The sequence below is a fragment of the Mesorhizobium qingshengii genome, from assembly GCF_027563465.1.
Classification (GTDB): Bacteria; Pseudomonadota; Alphaproteobacteria; order Rhizobiales; family Rhizobiaceae; genus Mesorhizobium; species Mesorhizobium qingshengii_A.
The window spans coordinates 158,881-185,133 of record NZ_JAPFQA010000009.1 but is presented as its reverse complement, the minus strand read 5'-3'; the positions used below and the strand labels follow the sequence as shown (position 1 = coordinate 185,133).

Here is a 26,253-nt window from a genome sequence, read left to right as displayed (position 1 = left end):
CGCGATCAGTGAGCTTGATAGACGAAAACAGTGTGTGGAACCGACTGGGGCCATCTATCCAGGATTCGCCTGAGCTATTGGAAGAACGATCATTCGGCGTTCGTGAGCTCTACGACCTGTTCCGAAGACGCCTCCGGTTCATAGTCACGATCGTCATTGCCGGCACCGCACTTGCGCTTGTCGCCGCCCTCACACTTCCCAAGACGTATACGGCTAGTTCCATGATCGTCGTCGAAACCGGCGATGCGAACCCTCTCGACACCACGCAGGCGCCGACGAACTCGCAGCCCGACAAGTCGCGAATGGATACCGAGCAGGATCTGATCACCTCTCGGGTATTTGCCGGCCGGGTCGTCGACAGGCTGGACTTGATCGAGGATTCGGACTTCAACACCTATCTGCCGCCAACCCGCGACAACTCTCCCGCAGTGCTGCCACAGGTGGCAGGCTGGATCGTCTGGGTACCGAAAAAGGTTTTCGCTCTTGTCACCGGCGGCGGCGCGCCGACACCTCTCCCGCCCAGGTCTGTTCAACTTGACCGCGCGATTACCTCCTATCTGGCAAGCCTGTCACTCACGCGTACCGGCGATAGCGCGGCGATGACAATCTCGTTTGTCAATGATGACGCGGTGAAGGCAGCGAATGTGGCCAATGCGACGGCCAGGCTGTTTGTGGAATGGTCCCATGACAACAAGCAGCTGGAGATCAAGGACGCCGTCGCCTTCTTGAGAACGCAATCGACCGAGATTGGGTCGCGGATAGCCGCGATCGAAGGTCAGATCGCCAAATACGCCAATGAGCATGGCGTTTCCAGCGATCCGCGCGACGATCTGCTGCGCGCCTCGATCGAGCAGGCCAACGGTCAGCTCAGCACCGCCAGAGGTGAGTACACGCAAGCGCAAGCGCGCCTCGCCCAGGTCAAGCTTGCCGCCAAGAACGGCGATACAGGGGCCAACGTCGATCCCTTGCTCTCATCGGACTTCCTGACGACCCTGCGCAACGACGAAGCGGCGGCAATGAGGGATCGCGCGCAACTTGCCGGCAATTACGGTCGAAATCATCCCTTGGTGCAAGAGGCCGATGCAAAGATTGCCGCCGTCCATGCGATGATTTCTCAAGAGATGCTGCGCACGATCGCAATCCTGGAAAATGAAGTGCGCGTCGATGAAGGGCGGGTGGAACAGCTTGCCAAGAGCTTGCAGGCTTCCAACGATGAGCTGCATCAAAGGAGCCTGGCTGAAGCCAAATTGCGTGAAATGAACAACGACCTGACGGCCGAACAAAAGCTCAACGACCTTGTGTCCGGTAAGCTTGGCAGTCTCGACCCTTTTTCCGACGCGGTCGAGCCCGGCGTGCGAACCGTCTCCGCTGCTGAGATCCCGACGTCCCCCACCTTTCCCAAGCTTCGCTTGATGCTGGCAGGCGGTTTCGCCGCGTCGCTTGTTCTGGCCTTCATCCTTGTTGTGACACTCGAAAGCATGGATGTGCGGGTACGCGATCCGCGACGGGTAGCCAAGCAGATCCGCGCTCCCCTGCTGGCGTCAATTCCGCAGTTGCCCCAGAAATTCCTGCGACGCGCCCTGCCGCCTCTTGAAACCTTGTTGTCACAACCGCGGTCGGCTTTTTCCGACGCGTTCCGATCGCTTTACGGTGGCTGCACCCGGATGAACGGTGGGCGAGGCAAACATGTTATCCTGGTCAGCTCCGGCTTGCCGCAGGAAGGCAAGACAACGACGGCCATGGGTCTTGCCATGGCAGCAGGAATGGACGGCGCCCTGACAGCGCTGATCGATCTGGATTTGCGAACCCGCAGCCTCCACGGCGCCATGAGGCTTGGCTCCGCCAGCAAGACACTCAACGACTATCTGAACGGTGATTGCGCTCTGGCGGAAATCGTTCAGACGCTCCCTGAAATTCCGCAACTTGATGTGCTGGCACCATCGGCCGACGACCGGACTTCGCCTGAATTTCTCAACTCCGGCCAACTCGCCAAGGTGCTGGAGGCGTTCCGGCTCGAGTACGACGTGGTGATCATCGATGCACCGCCAGTGCTCGTCGTTGAAGACGCAATCGGGATTGCTGCCTCGGTGGACACTGTCGTGGTCGTGGCCGCGAGCGACAGCACCACGCAAGAGGCCCTCTCCCAGGTTGTCGAGCGCCTGCGGTTCGCCGGCGGTCCATCGATCGGCTGGGTGTTGAACCGGGTCGACCCTTTCCAACAGGCTCGTGGTGCGTTGCGGAAAGCCTATTTGAGGCGGCAGCAGATTCGGCGTTATTTCCCCGTTTGACGGTCGGTGACACCGCGTAGCCGACCGCGCTCGACCGGCTATATGCCCATAGCCTCGAGCAAGGTATGGTTTACCTTGTGAACGTCGAAGCGTTCTTCCGCGAGCTTTCTTGAATTGGCGCCCATTCTTACGGCGAGGTCCTCGTCTTCAAGAAAAGCCCGCTGCGCCGAGGCGAGAGCATCTACGTCTCGTGGCTCGACCCGAAAACCGTTCTCGCCGTCGATGACCGTTTCCTGACAGCCAGGCGCGTTGGTCGTGATTATTGGCCGGCCTGTCGACAAGGCCTCCAGCGCGCTGCGGGGGATGCCCTCCCGGTAGTAGGAAGGCAACACAAACACCGTGGATGCAGTCAGATAGGGGCCGACATCGTGTGTCTCGCCGAGATATTCCACGGCGCCTTCCCTGGTCCATTCGTCCATTTCGGCCTTCGAGATGGAGAGCGGGCTGGGATCGAACGGCCCGAGAATCTGGAAACGGGCGGTACGGTACCTGGTCTTCAGCATGCGCGCGGCGGCGGCAAACTCGGCAATCCCCTTTTCGCGAAGCAGGCGGGCAATCAGCAGGAAGACGGGAGGTCCCGACGGTGGACGGCTGGCGGCAAACAGCGTCAGGTCCACTCCTGAACCTGAAACCATGATCACCGGCGTCGCCGCAGAGACCATCCCATGGCGCCTGATGTCGGAAGCGTCGGCATCATTGTAAGCGAAAACAGCTTCGCAGCCGACCAAGGCCGAGCGGTAGAGACCAATGCTCAACCGGCGCAAAACAGCTGCGCGCAGTCCCGTCATGCTGCCGCTGAATATGAAGCCGAATCCGGTAAAGAGTGCGAACCGCCGAGGTACCCCGGCAAGGCGGGCAGCCAGCCCACCGTAGATGATCGGCTTCATCGTGTAGGCCAGGACGATGTCCGGGGCCAGGCGGCGCATCAGCCTATAAAGCGCCTTGAGCGTTCGCAGATCGGCCAGCGGATTTGTGCCTGTCCTGGCCATCGGTATTTGCCGGAAGGCCACCCCAATTTCCTGGAGCTTGGCGATCGCTTGCTCATCCGCATCGGGGGCCAGCGCGATGACGTCATGCCCCGCGGCGACCATGGCTTTCAGCAGCTCGATGCGAAAGTTGACAAGCGAACGCGTCAGGCTCGCCACCACCACGATCCGCTTGCGGCGCATCGCATTGTCCGCGGCGGACGGCGGATGATCTCGGCCATTCATATGCACAGCAACCACCAATCGCTCCTATCGATCCTGGATACGGCGACGGCGCGCCAGAGCCGCTTCGTAGAGTTCCAGGTGCCGACCGACGTAAAGCGGAAGAGAGAAGTTCTCCATGACGCGGCGACGGGCTTGTTGACCCAAGGCGCGGCGGTCGGCCGGCTCAAGGCTGGCAAGCCTGATCAATCCCGCGGCCAGTGCGTCACTATCCCCCGGCGGAACGACCACTCCGCTGTCGCCGACCAGCCAGCCACAGTCGCCGACCTCGGTAACCACCGCCGGCACGCCACTCGCCATCGCCTCGCCGACTGCAAGGGAAAAAGCCTCGCCCCAAGCCGAGCAAAGCGCGTAGATGTCAAAGCCCGGCATGAGGTCGGCGATGTCACCGCGGATGCCCGGCGTTGTGATGCGGTCGTCTATGCCGAGTTCGCGGGCGGAGAGCCGCACCGGGCCGTCGGCATGTCCGTCTCCGATAAACACGCCCTGAACGTCGTGCCCCAGCGCCAACAGACGGCTGATGGCCCGGACCAGGCTGACCTGGTCCTTCATGGGATGAAACCGTGCCACATGTCCGATTATCAACCGTCCGGGCGGCAAGCCGAACAGGCGCCGCAGTCTCGTACCGGCGTCGGCCGAGGGAGAAAATTGGTCACAATCGATCCCGTTTGGGATAACCACCCTGCGGCGCGGATCGAAGCCCAAGCGCTCGTGATCATCGGCGGCGACGCGTGAGCAGTACGAGATCGCGCTGGTGCGGCTCGACAGACGGGCCGAAAGCCGGATCATGCGGCGCGACATTGGTTTCTCGTCGGCGAGATCGCGAACTGTGTGGTGAATGCTCCAGATTACCGGCGCGAAATTGAGCCCCAGCACCGAACCGAGCGATGCCGCGACATTGCCGTGATACATCCATCCGTGCAGGAGATCGGGCGCGGCCCCGCTTATCGAACGCGCCAGCCGCACGACATCTCGTGGACGTGGCCGTTCCGTCATGCCGAGCGACATGAGCCTCGAATTCGTGCTCTTCACCTGTGCACCCAACGGCCCCGGCGAAAGCAGCGATAAAACCGTTGACGGGAAGCGATCTCGGTCGAGCTTGCCCAGAAAACGGGCAAGCATGATCTCGGCGCCGCCGACGTTGAGACCGGTTATAGTGTGAAGAACACTCGTGTGCACGCAAGCTTCCCAGCTGTCTGCAACGCTACGCCACGAGGAAGCGTTCAATCGGCCGACAGTATCCAGCCGCACCATACGTTGGTTGCGGCCCACATCCAGTTAGCCAAATTGGGTGGGCACGAGACCGAAGGTTGTCACTGCTCCACCAAAGGTATGACTCATTGTGCTCGCGCAGGTGTCGCTAGGGTCTTCGCAGAAAATTTCTGTGGCGGGCTGCTATGGCGTTTTGTTGCAATACCGGGTGGAGCGGGCGATCGATAGGCGCCTGGACCAGTACATTCGTTGCGAAAGGTTTGTGGCACGCAACTATTGCGGTTTTCGCGATTGCGGCGATCCTGGCTGGTTCCCAGATTGCCGCCCGGGCCGCCGCTGGCGACGACTACAAGCTTTCGGTCGGCGACGTGGTGTCGTTTGATTTCATTGACGATTCGCTTCCTGCCGAACCGCTGACCGTGGCCAGCGATGGCGCCGTCATCATTCCGCTGATCGGCAGTTTCGAGGTTGCCGGCCTGACAGTGCCCGAGGCCCTGGGTCAGATTCGCAAAACCTTCATTGACCGTCAGTTCTTCAACGATCCCCGGATCTCCTTGGCGGTGGTGAGCTTCCGTCCGATTTTTGTCCTTGGAGATGTCAAGTCGCCGGGCTCGTTTCATTACCAGCCAGCACTGAATGTGGAGCAGGCGGTGGCGCTTGCCGGGGGCCAATCGACAGGCGGAGCCACTGCCGAGGACCGCGTGGTGACGCGCGCGCGGCTGCGCGGGACCCTTGATGAAAGCGTGGTGCAAATCGGCAAGGAAGCGATCGCCGCGGCGCGCATCAAGGCTCAATTGGCGAACAGCGACAAGATCTCGGAACAGGACCTGCCACCCAAGATCAAAGGTCTCCTGACTCCCAGTTTGATCGCAACGTTGCTTCCTACGGACCAGCGTCTACTTGAAACAGACCAACACGCGCTGAGCACACGTCGCAAGCAGCTCACGGCGGGGATCGACGAAGTGAACGTCGCCCTCGCCAACATTCAACAGCTTTCGGAAATCCAGAAGACGGTGATCGCTTCGGCGCAAGCCGATCTCGATCGCATCAGGGCCCTCAACAAAAAAGGTCTCGTCACAATTACAGACCTGTCGAACGCCGAGCGGGAGGCGACCACGCAGCAGTCGCATCTGCTCGAAATCTACAATCAGGCGTCGACGACGCGTCGGGAATTGAGCCAGTTGCAACGTGACCTGGACGATGCCACCCTGACCTGGACCCACACGGCGCTGACGGAGCTCCAAACCCACAACTCCGAGATCGAGCGCCTGATCACGGTTCGCGAGTCCACCGAGGAACAGATCCTGCTGTTGAGTTCGCTGGCCTTGGACCAGCCACGCACCAACAACACCATCGCGTTCACGTACCAGATCCGCCGCAAGGTAAATGGCCAGACCACCACAAAGGTCGTGACCCTCGACGATCCGGTCGCGGCCGGAGACACGATCCTGGTGTCAATAAACCGTTTGGACGATGCCTTGAACATGGCAAACCGTCCAGTCGCAACCTTGGCGGCTACCCCTCCCACCGTCCAGGTCGGTCCGTCGCAATGATCGGCCTGAGCAACCCGATAGGCCGCTCCGCCGACTGGGCTGCGCGAGTGCCGCTCGGCCGGGCTCTGCCTAGCCGGATCGCTTCGGTGGTGCTTTTGGTCCTCAGCCTGCCGCTATGGATCGTGGCTGCCGCGATTGTCTGGGCGAGTCTGGGCCGTCCACTGTTTTTCCGCCAGTCTCGCAGCGGACTGGGGGCTCGCCCCTTCGTGATCTGCAAGTTTCGCACGATGCATGAGGGGCGAGATGTGGATGGCGCGCTGCTTCCAGACGCCTTGCGCGAGACTCCAGCCACGCGGCTGATGCGCTCCATACGCATCGACGAGCTGCCGCAACTTCTCTCGATAGCCAGAGGCGACATGGCCTTCATAGGGCCGCGCCCGTTGCTCCCGGCCACGATCGCCGAGTTCGGCGAGCTGGGGCGTATTCGTGGCACGGTCCGTCCCGGCTTGTCCGGATGGGCACAGGTGAACGGCAATACCCGTCTCACCAACAGCGAGAAGCTGGCGCTTGACCTCTGGTATGTGCGCAACCGCAGCCTGTGGCTCGATCTGCGCATACTGGTTCTGACCGTGCAAGTCGCGCTTTTGGGCGAACGCGTCGACCGCCGCCATGTCGACCACGCTGTGAAGGCGATGCCCGCCGGGACGGTTCGGTCATGAGCCCTGCCCTCGGTCGAGTTCTGGTGATCGCGCCGCATCCGGACGATGAGGTCCTGGGGTGTGGCGGCACGATAGCCCGGGTGGCCGCACAAGGCGGGGAAGTCCATGTTGCCGTGGTTACGCGAGGCTGCCCACCGGCTTTCACCGAGGAGATGACGCAACGGGTTCGCTGTGAGGCGAAGGCGGCCCATGCCTGTTTGGGCGTACGCCAGACGCACTGGCTTGATCTGCCGGCAGCCCAGATCGCCGAGACGCCGCACACGACCCTCAACACGGCGCTGCAGACCCTGTTGCGGGAGGTCATGCCGGACACGCTGCTTATCCCCTTCGTCGGCGATGTGCATATGGACCACCAGCTGATCTTCCTGTCGTCACTGGTGGCGGCTCGTCCCGTCCAAGCCCAATACCCGCGGACGATCATGGCTTACGAGACCGTGTCCGAGACGAACTGGAATGCACCCTATGTGACGCCGAGTTTTGTGCCGAATGTCTTCATGGACATCGAAGCGACGCTCGCCCGCAAACTCGAAGCCGCGTCGATGTTCGCCTCGCAGATAAAGGCCTTCCCGCACGAGCGCTCGATCGAAACCTTGCGGGCGCTGGCGATTGTCAGGGGCACCGCCGTCCACTTGAGGGCGGCCGAGGCCTTCGTCCTTCTGAGAAATGTCATCTAAGTTCTAGCTGGAGTGTTCCGAGATGAAACGCTGGCCAATCTATGACGAAGAGCAGATAGCCGATGTGGTCGAGGTTCTGCGATCGGGCCGGGTGAACGCCTGGACAGGCGACCATGTGAAGACCTTCGAACGAGCGTATGCGCGCAGCCTCGGCCGACGTCATGCCGTGGCGCTGGCCAATGGCTCGCTCGCGCTGGATCTTGCCATGAAAATTCTCCACATCGGCCCTGGCGACGAGGTCATCGTGACGCCCCGCAGTTTCGTCGCGTCCGCTGCTTGCGTCATGTTTGCCGGCGCAACACCTGTTTTCGCGGATGTCGATCCGATCTCGGGCAACCTCTCCGCTGAAACGATCGCGCCGAAGATAACGGCGCGAACAAAGGCTGTCATCGTCGTGCATATCGCCGGCTGGCCATGCGACATGGCGCCGATCATGGCCCTTGCAAAGCGCAGCGGCATCAAGGTCATCGAGGATTGCGCCCAGGCGCATGGAGCCGAATACAACGGACGACCCATCGGCTCCTTCGGTGACATTGCGGCGTTTTCGTTCTGCCAGGACAAGATCATCACGACCGGCGGTGAGGGTGGGCTTGTCGCAATGGACGACAGGAAATTGTGGCTCGCCGCCTGGAGCCTCAAGGACCACGGCAAGAACTACAATCTGGTCTTTGCCCCACATCGGGCGACCGGGTTTCGCTGGCTGCATGACAGTATCGGCACCAACTGGCGCATGACATCGATCCAGGCCGTGCTCGGCTTGCGGCAGCTCGAACGCCTACCCGACTGGGTTCGTCAGCGCGAGCAAAATGCCGACATCTGGATAAGGACGCTTGCTGATTTGCCGATGCTGCGCGCGCCCCGGCTCGATCCGGCGCACCGGCATGCCTGGTATCGATGCTATTTCTACATCAACCCGGAGATGCTCTCCTCGGGATGGTCGCGTGACGAGCTGATCGCGGCCATCAATGCGGCAGGCGTTCCATGCTTCTCGGGAAGCTGCTCCGAGATCTATCTGGAACATGCCTTCGCGGATGCCGGCGTGGCACCTCCCGAACGTCTTCCAGTCGCGCGGCAACTTGGTGAAACAAGCATAGCCTTCCTGGTCGACCCGTCCTGGACGGCCGAGGAGACGACGGCGGCGGCATCGACGACGCGATCCATCCTGGTGGCGGCCGCTCGCCAGCTCGAGGCGGCATGATGAACGAGCATGCGGTCAGGAAAGACAGAGACGTTCCAGCGTCTTCCTTTGGAGAGCTGAGAATCGTGACGTCTTCGGCATTGCAGAACCTTACCCTTCCCCAGGCAAGCAATACGCTGCTCGGGTTCGAATTGCCGATCGAGGTCCGGCTTTATCAGCAGATGATGCTCATCCGGCTCGTCGAGGAGCGCCTGCTCGATCTTTTTTCCCAGGGGCTCCTTTTCGGCACGACGCACACGTCCATTGGACAGGAAGCCAATGCGGTGGGGGTGGTGAACGCCCTTGACCGGGATCGCGACATTATTTGGAGCAACCACCGCTGCCATGGTCATTTCATTGCCTATTCGGGCGAAGTCGAAGGCCTGTTCGCCGAGATCATGGGGCGTGTAACCGGCATTTGCGGGGGACGCGGCGGCAGTCAACATCTGTGCTTCCGCAACTTTCACTCAAACGGCATCCAGGGGGGCATAGCGCCCGTGGCGGTTGGCAGCGCGCTGGCGCGAAAGGACGAGGGCGCGGTCGCGGTGGTCTTCCTGGGCGATGGCACGATGGGTGAGGGAGCCGTATACGAGAGCTTGAACCTCGCCGCCATTTTCGGCGCCCCTGTCCTTTTTGTGATCGAGGACAACGAGATCGCGCAAACGACGCCCAAGAATCTGACCGTCTCCGGTTCGATCGTCGCCAGGGCCGAACCGTTCGGTATCCGCACATTCGCCTATGATGGCAACGATCCAGTCGAGATATGCGAGCTTGCCCAAGAGGCGGTAAGCTATGTCCGCGCCGAATCCCGCCCCTGCTGGCTCTACTTGCGAACCGAACGGATTGGCCCCCACAGCAAGGGAGATGATACTCGGCCAGCCTTGCGTCTTGAGCAAGCTCGAGCCAGGGATCCGATCCCCCCGATGCGCCGGCGCGTCGCGAACTTCGAGGAGATCGACGACTTTTGTCGATCTGTCGTGGACCGCGCGGTCGAATCCGCCGCCGCGGCTGCCATGGCGCGAGGCTGACCCATGCGTGTCGTCGAATCGATCAATCGCGCGCTTCACGATCTCATGGAAGCCAACCTGCGCCTGGTGATCCTGGGCGAGGACATTATCGATCCCTATGGCGGCGCATTCAAAGTCACCAAGGGACTTTCCTCGGCCTATCAGGATCGGGTCTGGACCACGCCGATCAGCGAGGGTAGCATCGTCGGCATGGCGGCGGGACTGGCCCTCAAAGGCAGGCCTGCGATCGTTGAGCTCATGTTCGGAGACTTCATCGCCCTTGCCGCCGACCAGATCATCAACCACGCTGCCAAGTTCCGCTGGATGTATAACGATCAGGTTGAGGTCCCCATCATTATTCGCGCACCCATGGGTGGGCGGCGCGGCTATGGGCCGACGCACTCGCAAAGTCTGGAAAAGCATTTTTGCGGTGTGCCCGGCCTTACAGTGCTTGCCACGCATGAGTATGCGGATCCGGGCGCGCTGTTGCATCGGGCCTTCGCTTCCCGATCCCCTCACCTGATCATCGAAAACAAGGTCATGTATTCGAGGCCCGTGCTCGGCGCGGCCGCGCTTCCATGTCCGCCGGATGCAGACATCGTGATCCTGACATATGGGGGTTGCGTCGAGCACGCGGTTGCGGCCGCAAACAAGCTCGCCGAAGAGGAGGAAATCGCGACCGCCGTGGTGGCGGTTGAACAGCTGTCGCCATTTCCCGGCGAGGATATCCTGAGCCAGGTTGGCAACTGCAGCCGTGTTATCGCCGTGGAGGAAGGCTCTCCCGGCTGGGGCTTCGCATCCGAATGCGCCCGAGCCCTGATCGGTCGGGTCAAGCACTTCAGCGCATTGGCCGGGCCGGATCACCCCATTCCCTCCAGCCGCGAATGGGAGGACGATCTGCTGCCGGGTGTGAACGCCATCCAGGCGGCCTGCATCGATCTGTTCACGAGAGGCTAAGCGTTCATGAGTGTGCTTGTCGAAGCCCCGCGGGTTAACGCCAACGAGGACAATCTTCAGCTGATCGAAATCAGGGTCGTGCAAGGTGAGAGGGTCGAGCAAGGGGCTATTCTCTTTGTCCTCGAGACCACCAAGGCCGCGGTTGAGGTTTATGCTCCGGAGGCAGGGATTGTCGGCCGGCTCGACAGCAAGGTCGGTGACTTCGTCACCGTCGGTGCGGCGCTGTGCGAAATCATCGACGAAAATGCGGATGCCGCGTCCGCAACGGCCAGCGCGGCCAATGTCGGCGTCAACGAGATCGCGATAACGGCCAAAGCCCGCAAGGCCGCGTCCGAGCTTGGGATCGACCTTGCGGATGTCAGTCCCTCCAACGGCCGCATCGGCGAAGCCGAGGTGCGCGCGGCAGCCAGCCGCCGATCCGGGCCCACGATGGCAAGACCGGACGAGTTCCAGCCCGTCATTCCTTCCGGGCCCATGCGGCGGGCCGTCATCATCGGTGGCGGCGGCCACGCCGCCTGCTTGATCGATGCTCTCGATGGATCCGGATACGACATCCTCGGCTGCACCGATCAAGCTCTGCCCGTTGGGCAGCACGTCTGCGGCGGTATTTCGGTGATCGGTACGGAAGAGTCCCTGGAGCGTTTGCTCGCCGAGGGCACGCGCTACGCCTTCATCGGCATCGGGGGTGCGCAGTCAAGCGAGGTGAGGCGGGCGATGTTTGAACGCGCCCTGGCCATGGGCTTCGTTCTGCCGCCGGTGATCCACCCTTCCGCGATCGTTTCCAAGGCAACCAGGATTGGACATGGCTGTCATATTCTGGCCGGAGCGAGCATCGGTCCGCGCTGTACGGTCGGCAACAACGTTATCGTCAACCAGGGGAGTATAGTCTGCCACGACAGCATCGTGCACGACAATGCGCACCTGACTCCGGGCGCCATCCTCGCCGGCGGAGTGAGCGTCGGAGCGATGACTGTCGTGGGAATGGGTGCAACCGTGCTGCTGGGCGTCCAGATCGGCGCTGGCTGCCTTATCCACAACGGCGCGCACATCAGCGCCAACGTCGGAGACAATACCATCGTTGACGCTCAGGGGCGCCGACACCTCCGCTAGTGCCTGTCGAGGCGTCAGGCGCCTCGCCGCAAAGCTCTTGCAAACAACGGCACGAGTATCCTGGAACCCGGAATGCTGAGGTGGTGGCTGTCAAAGTACAGCGGCTTCCCATCCATTATGGCAACACACCGGTCCTGCGGACAAAGCACTTGCGTCGGATAAACGCGAATGAGGCCGACATGTCGGCCCAGCCTGTCCAGAATACCAAATGCGATCCGTTGTCTTTCCCGATAGAGGCTCTCTGGTATGCTGAAGCTGGACAGGGTATCTCCCGGCAGGGCATGGCCCTGCGCAACGAGCCGAGCAGCCGTGGAGGGCACGTCATAACCCACCTCCGGGACGGGGTAGACGATGACCACCTTTTTCCCTGCTTGCAGGAGCCGGCTCACGGTTCTCCTGAGCGATGTTTCGAACGCGTGACGCGCCTCGATGGAGAAGCGGTCGAATTGAACGCCATCCCGGTCCTGCAACTGCGGAAGATTGCCGTTTCGTTCCGCTGGTCCAAGTTCGATCGCGCGGCCCTCGAGATAGAGGGACCACCTGGCAGCGATTATGACGGTCTTCATCTCCGGGTGGCTGAGTGCGTATCTCAGCCGCAAATCGTTTCCTCGGATGCAATTTCGGTCCGTTCCGACGCCCAGGAGAGGGGGACAGCGGGGGGTCGCGCCGTAGACCGTGCTTGCGCCATGCGCTGCCAGCTCCGACATTGCACCGAACATCGCCCCCGCATGAGAATCTCCCCATAGAAAGATCCGGGCATTCGCGGAGGAGCCTATTGTACAGGGGGAATTCGCAGCGAGCTGAAGAGACACGTTTGCGCATTCATCCGCTTCAGGGTTGGCGGACAAGGCATAGCTGGACAACACATTCACATCCTTGGAGAAGCGGGTCGGCCAGCCATTGTCCAGGTAGATGATCGAACCGGTCACTGCCACGGCGACGATGGCCAAAGCGCCTCCAGCCAAGACGGGCACTGGGCGCGTTACCCGCGACGGGACCCGCAACGGGCGCTCGATGTATCGCCAAGACATGAACGCCAGCGTGAATGAAGCGGCCACCAGGGCGGCAGACTGAAGCGAACTGAGCTGATCGATTGCCAGATAACCAACCAGAACAATCAGCGGCCAATGCCAAAGATACAGGGAGTAGCTTATCAGACCCACGCCGACGAACGGCCTTGTTGAAATCAGTCGCGTGACCGAGCAATTCGCACCACTTCCTCCGTGAATGACAAGGGCAGCGCCGATGCATGGAAGGAGTGCCGCGACGCCGGGGAATGAAGTCACATCGGAATAGCGCAGCACGGCGGCAAGGATCATCAGCAATCCGACCCCTGTCGCCACCTCGCACTGCCAGCGCCTGGCGAGGCGTGGGAAGGTTCCAAGCGCCAGGAGGCTGCCCAACAGCAACTCCCACGCCCTGAACGGGGTGAGGTAAAAGGCGGCAGTAGCGTCGTACTGCATCACCATCACAGTCACGAGGAACGAAATTCCTGCCACGCCCGCCAGGAGGATGCGAACATTGCGAACTCCCAGCCACCAGATGGATATCAAAAACAATGGAAATAGGATGTAGAACTGCTCCTCCACCGCCAGTGACCATGTGTGGATGAGTGGCTGGTCGTAAGTTTCCCCTTCAAAATAACCCGTCTTCAGCCAAAACCCGATGTTGGACGAGAAGAGGGCCGTGGCGACGGAGTTGCGACCGAAGCGCCTGAAGTCATCGGGCAGGAAGATGAAGGCGCATGCCAACGTACAGACCGCCAGCATGGCGAACAGCGCCGGAAAAATGCGGCGTATACGCCGCTCATAGAAATGCCAGACCGAGAACTCGCCTGCTCGCAAGTCCCTGGCGATCAATTGGGTTATCAGGTAGCCGGAGATGACAAAGAAGATATCGACGCCAACATATCCGCCGCTGGATACGGTGAAACCGGCGTGGAACAGCACAACCGAAACGACAGCGATGGCGCGTAAACCATCGATGTCGGCTCGGTAGGCTGGAGCCGCCAGGGCCGCATGCCGCGATGCCGACCCCGGGGATTTCCCAGAGTCCAACATCACGCCAGCAGCGGGGCTGGGCCTATGACCTTGGTAGCTTGGCATACTGGTCCTGTATAGCGCGCCTACGCGCTGATGCCGGCCCGCAATAAAGGGGTAGTCCATGCCTTAAATCGGACTAGCGGGCGAAGCCGCGGTTGGGCACCGTCCACATCCGGCGGCTGCAGCGCATCCCCTCTCGCGACAGCTCCCGACGACCGCCATCGGGCATGCCGCGATCACCACGCTGGACGATCTTGATCCGTGTCGCGACCTGATCTTCCGTCGAAGGCCGCCGCAGTCCGCCCAGGCTAACCAATCCGGTCAACTGTTCCTGGGTGACCCCCACTTTTGGGCTGGGGGTATCCGCCTATTTCCCCAAGGATTGCAGGACATGGACTTGCTGTAGGGTGAAACGATCTGCCAAGGTCAGGTTTGAAAGCTCAAGATGGCTGCCACCCATTCCAGCCCTGTGAGACTATCGGATAGCCAGCATTTGACCGCTGAAGCGTCAGCGAAGCCATCAGCGAAGCCAATTGGCGACAATTCGTTCAATATAGCCGCGCATGGGCTGCGCGGCATCGCTTCGCTCATGGTGTTCTTCGCGCATCTCCTGGGTGGCACGGCAGAGCACGTCTACGCGTCCAATTCGGCCTATGTCGACGGCATCACGCCGTTCTGGAATTTCGGCACCTTCGGGGTTTGCCTTTTCTTCGTCATCAGCGGCTTCGTTATCCTGCCGAGCGCGATACGCTACAGTCCAACTGAATTTGCCGCCCGACGCTTCATGCGCCTCTACCCCCTGTTTTTCGCGTTCAGCGTGCTTTTCATCCTGCTGAACGCCACGACGAACCTTTATCCCGAAACCAACAATCTCACATCGGTTCTGGCCGGATTGACCTTCCTGAATCTTCTCTCCCGCACCGAGCAGCTGACTCCGAATGCATGGAGCCTGACTTTCGAAGTCTGGTTCTATGTGTTCATGGCAGCGTTCGTGTTTGTGGCTGTCCGTCGCCCTAGCAGGCTCGGCCTGGTCGTCCTAAGCCTCCTTGCCGCGCTCTTTATCGCCAGGTATCCGATCGCCCTGTATTTTGTCGCGGGGGGCCTGATCCGCCTCGCCCACGACCGATATGAATGGGTAAGTCGCGGTCACCACCGCCTTGCCGAGAGCGCGGCCCTGGCAGCCTGCGTCTTTCTTTCGACCCGCGGCCACTACGACTATCATTGGTCCGATTTCCAGAATGCCGAGGTACCCTTGCTGGTTGCGGCGACGGCGCTTTACTTCTGCCTCGCGGTATCACGGAACAGCTTGACGGCGCTGTTGCTCGGCAACCGGCTCCTTCGCTACTTCGGGACGGTCAGCTACAGCCTTTATCTGGTGCATCCCTACACGTATTTCTTATCCCGCGCGGCCTTCTCGCACGCTCATCTCTTCACCGCCAACGTCCCAGTCTCGATGGGCGCCTTCATTGTTGTGACAGGCGCGATCACCTGGATCCTCACGCATTTCGCGAACCGTACCCTCGAACTGTGGCCCTATGAGTTCGTCTATCATCAGAAGATCTACCGCTCGACATCGCAACCCAGTGCCGCGCGGCTGTGGCTGGCCTTAAACACCAAACGATCTGCCTGGCTGCGGGGATAAGTGCGCCGCCACGGCACTGGTTTGAAGCCGTCATAGCCGATTTGATTAATCGTCGGACCTTGCCAGCAAGTCCGTCAGGCGGGACACATCGGGCACAAGAAGCTCTTTTGCGCGGCGCAGGACTATTCCGACACTCTGCAGGTAGCTGAGTTCGCGGGCCACGGCTTCACGATGCGTGCCGATGCGATTGGCCAAATCCGTGTGTGTGGGAATGGGAGAGATGACGGCCGAACCGCCGGTTTCGATATTTTCAGCACACAAACGCAGCAATTCGCTATGAACGCGCGATCGCACGCTGAGTGTCGAGAGTTCAACGATATGCTCGACAATCAGGCGCTGGCGCTCGACCAACATTTGAACGAGGGCCTGAAGCGCCTCGGGATCGTTCTTGATTATGTCCAGGAAGGTCCGACTTCCGATGGAAGCGATCGTGCACGGTCCCGCCGCCTCAATCGAATACGGCATCAGGGGAAGTTCGCCGCTCAAAGCAGCCCCGTTGACGAGTGATCCCTGGTGCGCCGATGGGAGCCACACGATCTTGCCCGTGCGGGTATAAACAGGGAAGCGGAGTTCGCCATCCAGAAGAAAGAAAACCCGATCGACTTTTTCGCCGGCCGGGATCAAGACATCACCGTCATCGAGATGGAACCAATGACAGCGACGGTTCATCTCGGCCAGCGTGGATGCCCGAACCGCGCGGAAATGTTCGATACCGTTCAAATCCAGGCTTTGTAACGTGTTCCGATCAGCCGCGGGAGCGGCCTCCCTCTCAGTCCGCGGAACGGAATATCGCTCAGGCGGCTGTTTCACCTATCCTCGCCCCTCGCAAAATGTCGACCCCCCCTGCAGGCCCTCTAGGTCGAGGGCCCGATAAAGCCATCCAGCATGGTTGCCGCGGGCAAAAAGACATCACTCTTTGACCGAGGCGGCAGCCATACCTCAGTTTCGCATGGTAACACCATCATATGGCGTGGTGTTAAGGATATAAGCTACCTCGGTACGATTTCTGGCACGCAGCTTTTTCATCACATTGCGGATGTGCACCTTGACTGTGCTTTCGCACATGTTGAGTTCGTATGCGATAACCTTGTTTGCCTTGCCCCGACGCAATGCTTCGATCACCGACATCTGGCGTGACGTGAAAACATTGTCGCCCTGCGGTTGCTTGGCTGGCTGGCTGTCCTTGATTGCCTGGCCCGAACTGAAGAGAACACTGGGCGGTATGAAGGTCCCGCCCGCCGCGACAAGCTGGATCGCCTTTGCCGCAACCTGCAAGCTGACGCTCGTGGGAATGTAGCCACGCGTCCCGCTTTCCACCGCTTTGACAATATCGTCAAAGTTCTCGATATCCGACAGCATCACGATTCCGAGAGACGGTCTGGTTGCCTTGAGATGGGCAATCCGCGAAAGATGATAGTCCGCGTGAGAATTCGACCACATGACGCACAGCAAGACCGTCGAAACCCGTTCGGTCTCCTCCGGACTAGCGGCGTCGAACGCTTCGACGGTCGCATAGCGTTGGATGCGAAATGACGGCTCGATGAGCTCGAGGCTTCTGGCGAAGCAGTCGCACATCAGCGGCCTGTCATCGATGATCGCTATCTCCATCCCCTCCCGTAAGGGAGAAGGTCCTATATGATTGGTATTGGCAACAGCTGAATAGAGAGCCAGATCGGTATTGATCGGCTGATCGTTGTTCGACAGAATCGTCATGGCTTACCCCCAACCCGAATTTTCACTGCGACGTAGAATTCACCCCAACGTAGAATTCGACTTCGAAACACACCTCCTTAATGCATTAGGAACCCACCTTCTTAATGCATTAGTAATAACTTGTGGATTGGGAGCGCGGTGTGACAAAACGCACAGCGTGAATATAATCGCGTATTTGTGAGCGTCTGTACCGAGGCGGGACAGGTGTCGAAGCGTCGAGTCGGCCCCACCAAAAGGCGTACCCATCAACAGGATGGATAGCCGGCTACGCCGGATGCAGTCTATGCCCCATACTGCAAACCGATATTTGACGCATTGCCACTTTCAAAGCTGCAACGCCCGCCGCCTTATCCAAAGGGCGCAAGCAAAGCTGCAAATTTACCATTGTGAAGCGAAGTGGCAACTTCAGAAATGCTCGCGGTCCGATCTCCAGACAACCGTCGCCCCATGTCAATCGGGCGCTCCGCCAACGAGGAATTGCTCTTTACTCAAGCCATTGTTGGAGATTCTGGCCCAATTTAATGGCGAGTGCCACAATGGTCAGGGTGGGCATATCGTTTCCCCCGGTTGGGAAGACCGAGCTGCCGGCGATAAAAAGGTTCGCGAGGCCGTGCACTTGGCATTTGCCGTCGACCACACCCGTTCGCGGATCGTTGCTCATCCTCGTTGTACCCATGTGGTGCCTGACCCAGCGGTATGGGATGTCTTCCCCGCCGGTCGGGGTTTCGTCGGTGCCGGCCTGGACGTCGCTTCTATGGCCCAGCAGCCGCATCTCTTCCGTGATGATGGACTGCATCCGCTCAAGTGTGCGCCGAACCAGAGGTCCCACCTTCCATTCCAGCTTCACGCGCGGGAGATTGAATTCGTCACGCTTTGTATCCAGGGTAACCCGGCTTTCCGGGTCCGGCTCCTGTTCGAGGATGGTGTCAAAGTGAAAATGCCTGGCGCGGTGGCGTGAGTGCCAGATGCGTTCGATGCCTGACGAGATTGATCCCGCGGGATGGCGAAAGATCGTACAGCCACTCTTGATAAGGTCGCGATGCAGGCGACCCCTGCGCAGCCAGAAGGCAAGATACTGCAGGGCCTCGGAGCCATCCATATCGTTGACGCAAGGCCCCGGCTTGATCCACGTCCGGGAGCCGAGAAGGCCTTCGCTTGCGCGGATCTCTGGGCGCAGAACAAGCCCGAATGCATCATTGATGCCGCCGCCCGCGGGCCCCGGCAAATCAACCATGCGGGTCGCGACCGAGGGTACGTGAAGGGCGACGGTTTTGTCAGGTCGACTGACCTGCAAACTGCCCCATCTTACTCGTGGATGCTCCATGAAATAGCGTCCAACCAGGTCATGCTGGTTGCCGATCCCATTCGGCATCTGTCGGTTTGAAACCAAAAGGAGGCGCGCGTTTTCGATCCCGCCACAGGCCAGCACAAAGAAACGCGCTTCTATCTGGAATCGATTGTTCGGTGCGCTGGCTACCTCGATGGAGCGAACCCGTCTCCCAGAAACGTCGGTGTCAAGCCGAAGGGCGGTGGCGTGCAGGATAACCTGCACGTTCCTTGCCGTGCGTAATCTCGCATGCATCGTTGCCCCGAGATCCGGGACGGGGCTGAGAAAGCAGCGTTCGGAAAAAAGCGGTCCATTCGTGCGAAGGGCCGCGGAGGCCGGCTCATCAGCCAGCAGGTTCTTGATCCCCAGCAAGTCGGCGGCCGATTCGTAGTGGGGAAGCAGCGACTTGCGATCGACAGGCCACCCGCTCATCGGGATCCAATGCCGATGCTCGAAATCGACGCTATCAAGCATCTTGCACCATCCGCCCCAACCAGCCTTGCCGGTGCTGCCGCCAAACTGGCGGATTCGGCAAAGGTCCAGCGCCTCATAGGGCCTGCCTACAGATTGACCCCGCGACAGTCGCTGACGCCGATGCTCATAGTTGAGGCCGCCGCTTTCAATGACGCAGACGCGATGCCGCGTTTCCGCCAACTGCGAGGCCATCGCAAGACCAGCCGCGCCCGCTCCGACTATGCACAAATCCGTCTCCAGCCGGACGCCTTCTGGAAAGTCCTTGCAGTCTTCAATCATGGCGGTGCCGATCGGAAGGAAACAGCAACAGGCTTACGAGACAGTGGGCGGCCATCTTCACATTTCCGCCACCCCCGATCCAGCTGTTTGCTGACATTGCATCGGACAGCGGAGCGAATGTAATTCGCATGAGACAGTTGCACCAATACGACCGAAGCTGTCATAGCCGTCGAGGCCTGAGGCGGGAGCCCATTTGCTCAGGTTGCGGAAGTCTGATCACTGGCATTCCGCTGTCCAAGCCTGATCCTCTTGGCCGCTTGCGAACGCAATTGGGTGAAATTCGGCGCGACCAATGGGTAGTCCGGCGGCAAACCCCATTTCCTGCGATAATCCGCCGGTGTCATTCCCATCGAAGCCAGGTACCGCTTCAATGATTTCATCCTGCGTCCGTCCTCCAGGCTGATGATGAAATCGGGGGTCACCGACTTGCTGATCGGCACGGCGGGAACGAGTTTTGGTTTGGGTTTTTCCGCGCCTGCCGAGAGGGCCTGCAACGTGCGGCCGACATTCTGGACCAGATCCACCAGATCAGAACGGGAGGCCTGATTCCTGCTGACAAAGGCCGAAACGATCTTGACGGTTAATTCCAGATGATCGACGGGGTCAGGATCCATAATCCGCTCTCGACTGACGTTGGCTGTCGTCCGTGGCAAATGCGGAGCAGGTTTTGGATCACTCGTTTGCCGAATTATCCAAACATCAAATCGGGAGCATATGCTCCCGATCCCCCCGCGTTTAGAGCCTCCAATGGCATCCCTGGGTGCCACTTCTGTCAATTGCCCTTGGTGGTATTGAATCCACCCAAAAGTGGTAACCCGTCGTGATGGTCAAGCTACACCGTCCGCTGGTGGCTGAGCGCGTCGTGCTGCGCTTGCTCGACGTTTTCTTGGAAATTGCTGCTCAAAACACGCCTTATACGCGAAAAAACATCAAATATTCCATATATGTTTGGCCTTTTGAAAGCGTCAAAGTTGCCACTTTCGCCGACTGCTACACAAATACCAGAAACATATGATAAATCATGTCTTTTGATTACTCAATCAAATCGGCATGATGGCAAAAATAAGCTTGTATCATACTGTCATTAAATGTGTCCAATTCGATCAAGGTTTTGAATAACCTTCACGAGAGAATCCTATTAGTAATTATGTGGGGGGCTCGGATATCAGGAGATGATATGACCATTAAAATTGCATCTACGGCGAAGTTGCTGGTGGGGGCATTCTTTGCTCTGGGAACGGTCGGGATTTCTCATGCCGGCGCCGTTGGCGAGTCCAGTGTCAAGGTCAGTTCGTCCGGTGAGACCGGCGGCAAGGCTGGAGGCGCTGGCGAGACCGGCGGCAAGGCCGGAGGCGCTGGCGAGACCGGTGGCAAGGCCGGAGGCGCTGGCGAGACCGGTGGCAAGGCCGGAGGCACTGGCGAGACCAGCGGCAAGGCCGGCGAGACCGGCGGCGGCGCCACCCTTAGCACGGCCGCTACGTTGAGCGAGACCGGAGGTGCTGGCGAGACCGGTGGCAAGGCTGGAGGCGCTGGCGAAACCGGCGGCAAGGCCGGCGGCGCTGGCGAGACCGGTGGCAAGGCTGGAGGCGCTGGCGAAACCGGCGGCAAGGCCGGAGGCGCTGGCGAGAGCGGCGGCAAGACCGGCGGCGCTGGCTAGACCGACAAAATCCGAAGCTTATCGGATGCCGGCGCGCGGATACCCGCCCGCCGGCATCCGTTGCCGAACTCGACAGTCAGGCAGCTTCACCAGAACAAAATGGGTTCGCGAGCGATACCAGGTGAATTTGATTTCGAGCGGGGCGCGGGATAACCGTCCCTGCATTGTTTGCCCCGTTCCGAACTACCTGTCCGAGCCGGCGTAACGCGCTGCTTCCTTCCACAAAGCCAGCGCAATTGTTGGCGACCGGCCTTTCACTTCGATATCTCGGCCTCGGTAGCGTCCGGCCGCGATCCACACGGTCTTTGAACGCTGGTAGACAGTAACGCCAAGAGCGTTAGCTAGCATCCGCCATTCTTCATAATTTCGAGGCATTCATTCGGGCTCCGTTGCAGGGCGTCGTCAACTCGATCGGACATCCGGTCCGAGCCCCGCCCACCCCTCAGGCTGCCCATACCCATTGGCCCGTCATCATTCGGCCCCCCTCGGGCGAGGCCGCAACTGGAACCGTTTTCTTCGGCCCCAGCCACAACAGCTATTGCGGCAACAGCCAGCGACAACCCCCCGCTGCGAAAACACCGCGCAAGGTGAACATGAAACCACGCAGTTGAGATTGGTTACATCATACTGTCACATCGATCACGCGGCCGTGGCCTTTGACCCAAATCGAGATGAATCGGACACCACCCGCCAGAATTGCCCCCGGCTTGGCCAGCGTCACCCGCCTTGCCGCCGCGACATCGACCTGACTGCTCAAGGCTCTCTGACGGTCACCACCATTTTGTAACGCGTAGCCGCCGAAAACCTTTGCCACGCGGATCTGAGGCCTTCGGCGTTGGACACGAGCCAGTCGCCCACTCGACATAGGGTGCGCCGAAGCCTTGAAGCAGGGATATCCTTCGCCCCTACCCGAAAGTTTAGCGAGGACGCCCAGAGGCCTATCTGGAATCACGTCGCCTAATCGCGGTACCGTTCATGTCATGATCTGCACGCAGCAGGCACCCACCCCCGCTTGATGCGCAACGCTTGATCGCCCGCCGCACCAGACTGTGCGGCGGGTCTCTTTAGCGAGATGGCACCGATGCGCGAGCCGACACAGACATGGTTACCTTGCTGTATGACCGTGTGTAGGTAAGATCCTGGCATGCAAGCATTGTCGCGAAGAACGTTTGCGCAGGGAACCCTCCTAAGCCTGTTACACTGGCTGGGCGTTTGCGGGCCAGCTGGCGCGCACGATCAACCAGCCGGCGCGCACGATCAGCCAGGCGATGGCGTGACATTGGTGGCAAGAGGCAGACCGGCCTTCACACTTGTCACATCGGACAGGCCGAATGATTCCGTACGGTATGCCGCCGTGGAACTCGGCTGGCATATTCAGAAAGCGACCGGCTTCCAACCTGCGATAGTGACCGAGAGCAAGGTGAGGTCGGCCAGCCTGGACAAAGCCCACGTCTTTCTGGGCGATACCCATTTTGCCCGAAAGGCCGGAATCAATTTCGACGCTTTGGGGCCGGAGTCGTGCGCTATTCGGACCATCGGCCGCCACCTGTGCATCGCAGGGCACGACACGCCCGGCAGCCCTCTCGATGAAAACACGTCCGCGGGAACACTTTTCGGCGCATACGAGCTTCTCGATCGCTACTTCGCGGTTCGGTGGCTGTGGCCAGGCGAACTGGGAACGTTTGTTCCAAGAGCAGAGTCCGTAGTCGTCCCTGCTCAGGATTGCGTCGTAACGCCCCGGCTCGTGCAGCGTCACGTGCGCTCAGCCGCGGGCTTGAGGGCTAAAGATCATCCAGAAATGGGCTTCACCGCCGCTGCGGCTGAAGAATACATGAGCGCACAGGCTGCATTTCTGCGCCGCAACCGCATGGGCCGCCGAATCCCGGCGAACTACGGACATGCCTTCGTCGACTGGTGGCAACAGTATGGCGGAGAGCATCCCGAGTGGTTTCAGTTGGTCAACGGCAAACGGGGACCTTCGAGGCCCGGCGGGCGCTTCTCGATGTGCATTTCCAATCCGGGCTTGCACGAAGAGATTGTCTCACAGTGGCGCCAGCATGGAAACGGATCCCAGGAACACCCTCCAATTTTCGTGAACGCGGTTGAAAATGACATCCCTGGCCAATGCGAATGCGACGTGTGCAAGGCGCTGGATGGTCCTGAGCCGTCGAACTATCGAAAGTTCATTCCGTCGAAGTCGAAGATCGCTGGCAAGCCTTTCGTGTCGGACCGGTACGCGCGTTCATGGCAAGCGATCCAGCAGATCGCCGCGAAATACAATTCGAACGCGGTCGTCGTGGGCTACGCCTATATGAACTACTTCGCCGCGCCGACCTCGGGCGTAAAGCTGGGCTCGAATATCATAATCGGCTTTTGCCCGTCATCGTGGTTTTATCCAAGAAGCGATGAAGATCAAGGATGGATCAAGGATCAGTGGCAAGGATGGGCGAAAACGGATGCAAGCCTTCTTATGAGGACGAACTACTTTCTTGATGGCTATTGCATGCCGCATATCTTTACAAATCAGTTCTCTGATGAGTTTCAAAAAGCATCCAGTAACGGAATGATCGGAACTGATTTTGACTCACTAACAGGTCATTGGGCGACACAAGGTCCAAATATCTACCTATTGATGCGCCTGCAGATGCATCCAGACGTATCCGCCAGCTCGATCTTGTCAGAATATTATTCGGCCTTCGGACCCGCGGCGGATGACGTGAAGAAATATTTCGATTTCTGGGAGGCGTATACGTCGAATGGGCGCACACGGCTGCATGACACGTTCGAGGCCCTCGGGGCCTCCCGTTGGCGAAGCTGGGCGAAAGCGGCGCATGCGATCTATCCGGAGGAGAGCTTCGCGCCAGCCGAAGCCCTGCTCGACCGCGCGGTCTCCTCTGCGAAGGGGGACCAGGAAGCCTCCATGCGGGTGAAGTTCCTTCAATTGGGACTGCAGCACGCGAAGCTGTGCTCGCAAGCTGCCAGCAAACTTACGCTCGGCGATCCGGACTCCAGCTACGAGCGGGGCAAGCCGGAATTGCAGGCGTTGCTGGAATTTCGACGCGCGCATGAGCGTATGTGGATATCCAATTTGAATCACTGTGCGTGGGTCGAGAGCACTAGCTGGACCCTTCCAGGCGCCGCGGTTCAATCGCAGGATCCCGGTCCAGAATGATCTTCGTCAGTGAATTGGAGTTGGCAACAGGCGTTCGGCGCAGTGTCGGCCGCGCTGATCGGCCCAGCCTGCCGCACCGCGCCACGACAATCACCGGTCGATTGGGACCCCAATCCTGGGGCGCCAGCCCTGGATCGTGCGCGGCGGGACTCTCGCACGCTGTGAAAACACCCCCGCCAGCATTCACGCCAGCAGGGGTGCGCTTCTTGTCCTGGCAGGAACTACAAGGGCTATCAGCCGCCCTTGCCGCCCTTGCCGCCACCTTCTCCAGCGCCGCCGGCCTTGCCGCCGGACTCACCGGCTCCGCCGGCCTTGCCGCCGGTTTCGCCAGCACCACCAGCTTTACCACCGGTTTCGCCGGCGCCACCCGACTTACCCGCCTCGACAGACTTAACCTTGACCGAAGACTCAGCAAAGCTGGCCGTCGAGAAGGATGCGACAGACGCGGCAAGAGAAATTGCGATAAGAATGCGAATGATCACGATAGGCCTCCATAACTGGGCGACAATCAGCCCCGAGAAGCTTGTGGTGTATTTTTTGGGGAAGATCGAGTCTTGCTCGATGTCGAGGTTATCAGACCGTTTTATAATTGATGAAACAAATTTTAGACGAAAATTTATTTACTTCCTCTTCGAAATATGAATATTAGCTGCATCTGAGATAACGGCTTGGAATTTGCCAATCAATGTGGCTGGCGGCAACAGTCGTCTGCATCGACAGCGATGGTCAGAGGTCTAGCGCGCCCCACCGTAAAGTAGAAACTGGCCTATCTATTATGAATTTCCGAGACTTCGGTCACCAGGGTGGCCTGACTGTTCGGCACATTCTTGCCCCTCGGCTGACAACGCCTTGAGTTCACCTGCAACGATTTGTTAACTATCGGACAAGGTGTCGGTCCATGCCTAGCCACGCAGCGCTCGATCAGCCGGTTCCGCCAGGACGCAAGCGCAATTGCGGGCGTATGGCTCCGAAAGGAGCGCGCCCGATAACTGTGGGATGATCGGGATTGATCTCGCCAGCCCGTCGATGGCCGCGCGCCGTCATCGACGAAGCCGGCATCAAATATCCGCTTGTGGCTGACCATCGCCGGGGCGCGAAGGCGGTTGAGTTCTCGCTGATTTGCCCTGCCACCTGCCCTCGATTCCTATCGAGATCAGCACGTGGATCACGGCCAAGGTTGCCTGACAATGTGAAGTTCTTCATAGGCGGGAGAAGCCGCGCGCTGCATCCTTGCAGGAGTTTTGGGGTGGAACAGGAAAAATGGTGGCAGCGAGGAAAGACCAAGAGCGCATCGCTTGCGTGGCGGCGGAGTGTGGTTTTTGCCAAACTGTGAAGCGGCATTGCCGGTTCGAGGGGCACCGAGCTGGGCCGGCGCTATAATGTATCGAAAGGGCGAAGAACTGTGTGATTGGGCGAGTGCCCAGGGCATAACGATCTACCAACGTTCAAAGACGGTGTGGATCGCGGCAGGAAGCTATCGGGGCCGCGACTTCGAAGTGAAGGGACGGTCCCCCGCAATCGCGCTTGCATTGTGGATGGAAGCCGCCCGATATGTAGGTCCACGGCTCTAGGACACCCATGAGCTCAGAAAACTTGCCACCCAAGAAGAATTGAGCCTGCCACGATCCGGCGCACCGCGCGTGACCCGGTTGCGCTCTGGCATCAATGACGTGCGCCGATCTTCTTGCTTTCTCGCAGATGACTTTTCGCCCATGGCTTCCGAAGAAGGCGAAGAGCCGCTGGCGGCCAGCGCGGTACCTATGGACAGTTGCCTGAAACCCGCGCTGGCCTTCGGCGGGATTGGGGCCCCGCCGTTCTCTAAAATTAGCCGATTCTAAATAAAAGGGAAAATAGTGCGATCGCGGAATGACCGCGCCAACCGCACGTCGCGCCATTGCCGGTGGCAGCCAGCGTCAGCCGGGTCGAGAATGCGCTATCCCTGATATGCGAACGGCAAGCGCATCCAATCCGTTGTCATAGATTCGCGTCAGCACGCTTTCCGCAACGTTTGCCCGCTGGGATGTGCAACCAAGCAGGTCACGCCCTCCCAAGCTTGCCGGGGCATCGGTAATGCGGTCCCAAACCGCCCAGGTTCCGCCTGT

General features: G+C 59.8%; 21 protein-coding genes. 12 read left to right on the top strand and 9 right to left on the bottom strand.

The features are described from left to right. Nucleotides 1–8: 8 nt before the first annotated feature. Nucleotides 9–2,288, top strand: a complete 2,280-nt coding sequence (locus OOJ09_RS20540; protein WP_269906940.1) for a GumC family protein — start codon at nucleotides 9–11, stop codon at nucleotides 2,286–2,288. Nucleotides 2,289–2,326: 38 nt separating this feature from the next. On the opposite strand, the gene OOJ09_RS20535 is transcribed toward OOJ09_RS20540, so the two are convergent. Further along, nucleotides 2,327–3,457 (bottom strand): glycosyltransferase family 4 protein, encoded by a 1,131-nt coding sequence (locus OOJ09_RS20535; protein WP_269906939.1) that lies wholly within the window; start codon nucleotides 3,455–3,457, stop codon nucleotides 2,327–2,329. A 66-nt stretch (nucleotides 3,458–3,523) separates the two neighbouring features. Further along, the gene (locus OOJ09_RS20530; RefSeq protein ID WP_269906938.1) at nucleotides 3,524–4,675 is read right to left on the bottom strand and encodes a glycosyltransferase; all 1,152 of its coding nucleotides are present in this window, start codon (nucleotides 4,673–4,675) and stop codon (nucleotides 3,524–3,526) included. 293 nt (nucleotides 4,676–4,968) lie between these two features. Between OOJ09_RS20530 and OOJ09_RS20525 the strand changes: the two genes are divergently transcribed. From OOJ09_RS20525 to OOJ09_RS20495, 7 genes are read left to right on the top strand one after another with little or no spacing between them, the layout of a single operon-like run. Then, nucleotides 4,969–6,261 (top strand): polysaccharide biosynthesis/export family protein, encoded by a 1,293-nt coding sequence (locus tag OOJ09_RS20525; RefSeq protein WP_269906937.1) that lies wholly within the window; start codon nucleotides 4,969–4,971, stop codon nucleotides 6,259–6,261. Next, nucleotides 6,258–6,920: a sugar transferase gene (locus OOJ09_RS20520; RefSeq protein WP_269906936.1), complete on the top strand. Its 663-nt coding sequence runs from the start codon at nucleotides 6,258–6,260 to the stop codon at nucleotides 6,918–6,920. Before OOJ09_RS20525 ends, OOJ09_RS20520 begins: the two co-directional genes overlap by 4 nt. After that, on the top strand, nucleotides 6,917–7,594 hold the full coding sequence (locus tag OOJ09_RS20515) for a PIG-L deacetylase family protein (protein WP_269906935.1): 678 nt from the start codon (nucleotides 6,917–6,919) through the stop codon (nucleotides 7,592–7,594). The genes OOJ09_RS20520 and OOJ09_RS20515 overlap by 4 nt, the downstream gene beginning before the upstream one ends. A gap of 22 nt (nucleotides 7,595–7,616) precedes the next feature. Next, nucleotides 7,617–8,792 (top strand): DegT/DnrJ/EryC1/StrS family aminotransferase, encoded by a 1,176-nt coding sequence (locus tag OOJ09_RS20510; RefSeq protein WP_269906934.1) that lies wholly within the window; start codon nucleotides 7,617–7,619, stop codon nucleotides 8,790–8,792. Then, nucleotides 8,792–9,799: a thiamine pyrophosphate-dependent dehydrogenase E1 component subunit alpha gene (locus OOJ09_RS20505; RefSeq protein WP_269906933.1), complete on the top strand. Its 1,008-nt coding sequence runs from the start codon at nucleotides 8,792–8,794 to the stop codon at nucleotides 9,797–9,799. The genes OOJ09_RS20510 and OOJ09_RS20505 overlap by 1 nt, the downstream gene beginning before the upstream one ends. Before the next feature lie 3 nt (nucleotides 9,800–9,802). Continuing rightward, the gene (locus OOJ09_RS20500) at nucleotides 9,803–10,735 is read left to right on the top strand and encodes an alpha-ketoacid dehydrogenase subunit beta (protein ID WP_269906932.1); all 933 of its coding nucleotides are present in this window, start codon (nucleotides 9,803–9,805) and stop codon (nucleotides 10,733–10,735) included. Between the two features lie 6 nt (nucleotides 10,736–10,741). Beyond that, entirely contained in the window at nucleotides 10,742–11,845 is a 1,104-nt protein-coding gene (locus tag OOJ09_RS20495) for a NeuD/PglB/VioB family sugar acetyltransferase (protein ID WP_269906931.1), read from the top strand. A gap of 14 nt (nucleotides 11,846–11,859) precedes the next feature. Here OOJ09_RS20495 and OOJ09_RS20490 read toward each other — a convergent pair whose 3' ends face one another. After that, nucleotides 11,860–13,950, bottom strand: a complete 2,091-nt coding sequence (locus OOJ09_RS20490; protein WP_269906930.1) for an acyltransferase family protein — start codon at nucleotides 13,948–13,950, stop codon at nucleotides 11,860–11,862. Nucleotides 13,951–14,380: 430 nt separating this feature from the next. Between OOJ09_RS20490 and OOJ09_RS20485 the strand changes: the two genes are divergently transcribed. After that, a complete protein-coding gene (locus tag OOJ09_RS20485) occupies nucleotides 14,381–15,529 on the top strand; it encodes an acyltransferase family protein (RefSeq protein WP_269906929.1) in 1,149 nt (382 codons plus the stop codon). Nucleotides 15,530–15,574: 45 nt separating this feature from the next. Here OOJ09_RS20485 and OOJ09_RS20480 read toward each other — a convergent pair whose 3' ends face one another. The 4 genes from OOJ09_RS20480 to OOJ09_RS20465 all read right to left on the bottom strand — a co-directional run bounded on the left by OOJ09_RS20480 (nucleotide 15,575) and on the right by OOJ09_RS20465 (nucleotide 19,936). Continuing rightward, nucleotides 15,575–16,249, bottom strand: a complete 675-nt coding sequence (locus tag OOJ09_RS20480; protein ID WP_269906928.1) for a Crp/Fnr family transcriptional regulator — start codon at nucleotides 16,247–16,249, stop codon at nucleotides 15,575–15,577. 219 nt (nucleotides 16,250–16,468) lie between these two features. Continuing rightward, nucleotides 16,469–17,242, bottom strand: coding sequence for a LuxR C-terminal-related transcriptional regulator (locus tag OOJ09_RS20475; protein ID WP_269906927.1), 774 nt, complete (start codon nucleotides 17,240–17,242; stop codon nucleotides 16,469–16,471). Between the two features lie 484 nt (nucleotides 17,243–17,726). Then, nucleotides 17,727–19,322 (bottom strand): FAD-dependent oxidoreductase, encoded by a 1,596-nt coding sequence (locus tag OOJ09_RS20470; protein WP_269906926.1) that lies wholly within the window; start codon nucleotides 19,320–19,322, stop codon nucleotides 17,727–17,729. Nucleotides 19,323–19,519: 197 nt separating this feature from the next. Then, the gene (locus OOJ09_RS20465) at nucleotides 19,520–19,936 is read right to left on the bottom strand and encodes a MucR family transcriptional regulator (RefSeq protein WP_269906925.1); all 417 of its coding nucleotides are present in this window, start codon (nucleotides 19,934–19,936) and stop codon (nucleotides 19,520–19,522) included. Nucleotides 19,937–20,142: 206 nt separating this feature from the next. Between OOJ09_RS20465 and OOJ09_RS20460 the strand changes: the two genes are divergently transcribed. Together OOJ09_RS20460 and OOJ09_RS20455 are read left to right on the top strand one after the other, a co-directional pair. Then, entirely contained in the window at nucleotides 20,143–20,337 is a 195-nt protein-coding gene (locus OOJ09_RS20460) for a hypothetical protein (RefSeq protein WP_269906924.1), read from the top strand. Between the two features lie 162 nt (nucleotides 20,338–20,499). Beyond that, on the top strand, nucleotides 20,500–20,979 hold the full coding sequence (locus OOJ09_RS20455) for a hypothetical protein (protein ID WP_269906923.1): 480 nt from the start codon (nucleotides 20,500–20,502) through the stop codon (nucleotides 20,977–20,979). Nucleotides 20,980–21,601: 622 nt separating this feature from the next. Here the strand turns inward: OOJ09_RS20455 and OOJ09_RS20450 are convergent. Continuing rightward, a complete protein-coding gene (locus OOJ09_RS20450) occupies nucleotides 21,602–21,793 on the bottom strand; it encodes a hypothetical protein (protein ID WP_269906922.1) in 192 nt (63 codons plus the stop codon). Between the two features lie 540 nt (nucleotides 21,794–22,333). Here OOJ09_RS20450 and OOJ09_RS20445 point away from each other — a divergent pair. Continuing rightward, nucleotides 22,334–24,151, top strand: a complete 1,818-nt coding sequence (locus tag OOJ09_RS20445) for a DUF4838 domain-containing protein (protein ID WP_269906921.1) — start codon at nucleotides 22,334–22,336, stop codon at nucleotides 24,149–24,151. Between the two features lie 233 nt (nucleotides 24,152–24,384). Here the strand turns inward: OOJ09_RS20445 and OOJ09_RS20440 are convergent, their stop codons facing one another. Further along, nucleotides 24,385–24,633, bottom strand: coding sequence for a hypothetical protein (locus tag OOJ09_RS20440; RefSeq protein ID WP_269906920.1), 249 nt, complete (start codon nucleotides 24,631–24,633; stop codon nucleotides 24,385–24,387). Nucleotides 24,634–26,253 lie beyond the last annotated feature (1,620 nt).

Excerpts from the sequence above, each read along its gene's own strand:
- OOJ09_RS20455 (WP_269906923.1), top strand. The coding sequence starts at position 20,500 with ATGACCATTAAAATTGCATCTACGGCGAAGTTGCTGGTGGGGGCATTC.
- OOJ09_RS20505 (WP_269906933.1), top strand. The coding sequence starts at position 8,792 with ATGAACGAGCATGCGGTCAGGAAAGACAGAGACGTTCCAGCGTCTTCC.
- OOJ09_RS20520 (WP_269906936.1), top strand. The coding sequence starts at position 6,258 with ATGATCGGCCTGAGCAACCCGATAGGCCGCTCCGCCGACTGGGCTGCG.
- OOJ09_RS20510 (WP_269906934.1), top strand. The coding sequence starts at position 7,617 with ATGAAACGCTGGCCAATCTATGACGAAGAGCAGATAGCCGATGTGGTC.
- OOJ09_RS20495 (WP_269906931.1), top strand. The coding sequence starts at position 10,742 with ATGAGTGTGCTTGTCGAAGCCCCGCGGGTTAACGCCAACGAGGACAAT.
- OOJ09_RS20535 (WP_269906939.1), bottom strand. The coding sequence starts at position 3,457 with ATGCGCCGCAAGCGGATCGTGGTGGTGGCGAGCCTGACGCGTTCGCTT.
- OOJ09_RS20465 (WP_269906925.1), bottom strand. The coding sequence starts at position 19,936 with ATGGATCCTGACCCCGTCGATCATCTGGAATTAACCGTCAAGATCGTT.
- OOJ09_RS20500 (WP_269906932.1), top strand. The coding sequence starts at position 9,803 with ATGCGTGTCGTCGAATCGATCAATCGCGCGCTTCACGATCTCATGGAA.
- OOJ09_RS20515 (WP_269906935.1), top strand. The coding sequence starts at position 6,917 with ATGAGCCCTGCCCTCGGTCGAGTTCTGGTGATCGCGCCGCATCCGGAC.
- OOJ09_RS20490 (WP_269906930.1), bottom strand. The coding sequence starts at position 13,950 with ATGCCAAGCTACCAAGGTCATAGGCCCAGCCCCGCTGCTGGCGTGATG.
- OOJ09_RS20470 (WP_269906926.1), bottom strand. The coding sequence starts at position 19,322 with ATGATTGAAGACTGCAAGGACTTTCCAGAAGGCGTCCGGCTGGAGACG.
- OOJ09_RS20475 (WP_269906927.1), bottom strand. The coding sequence starts at position 17,242 with ATGACGATTCTGTCGAACAACGATCAGCCGATCAATACCGATCTGGCT.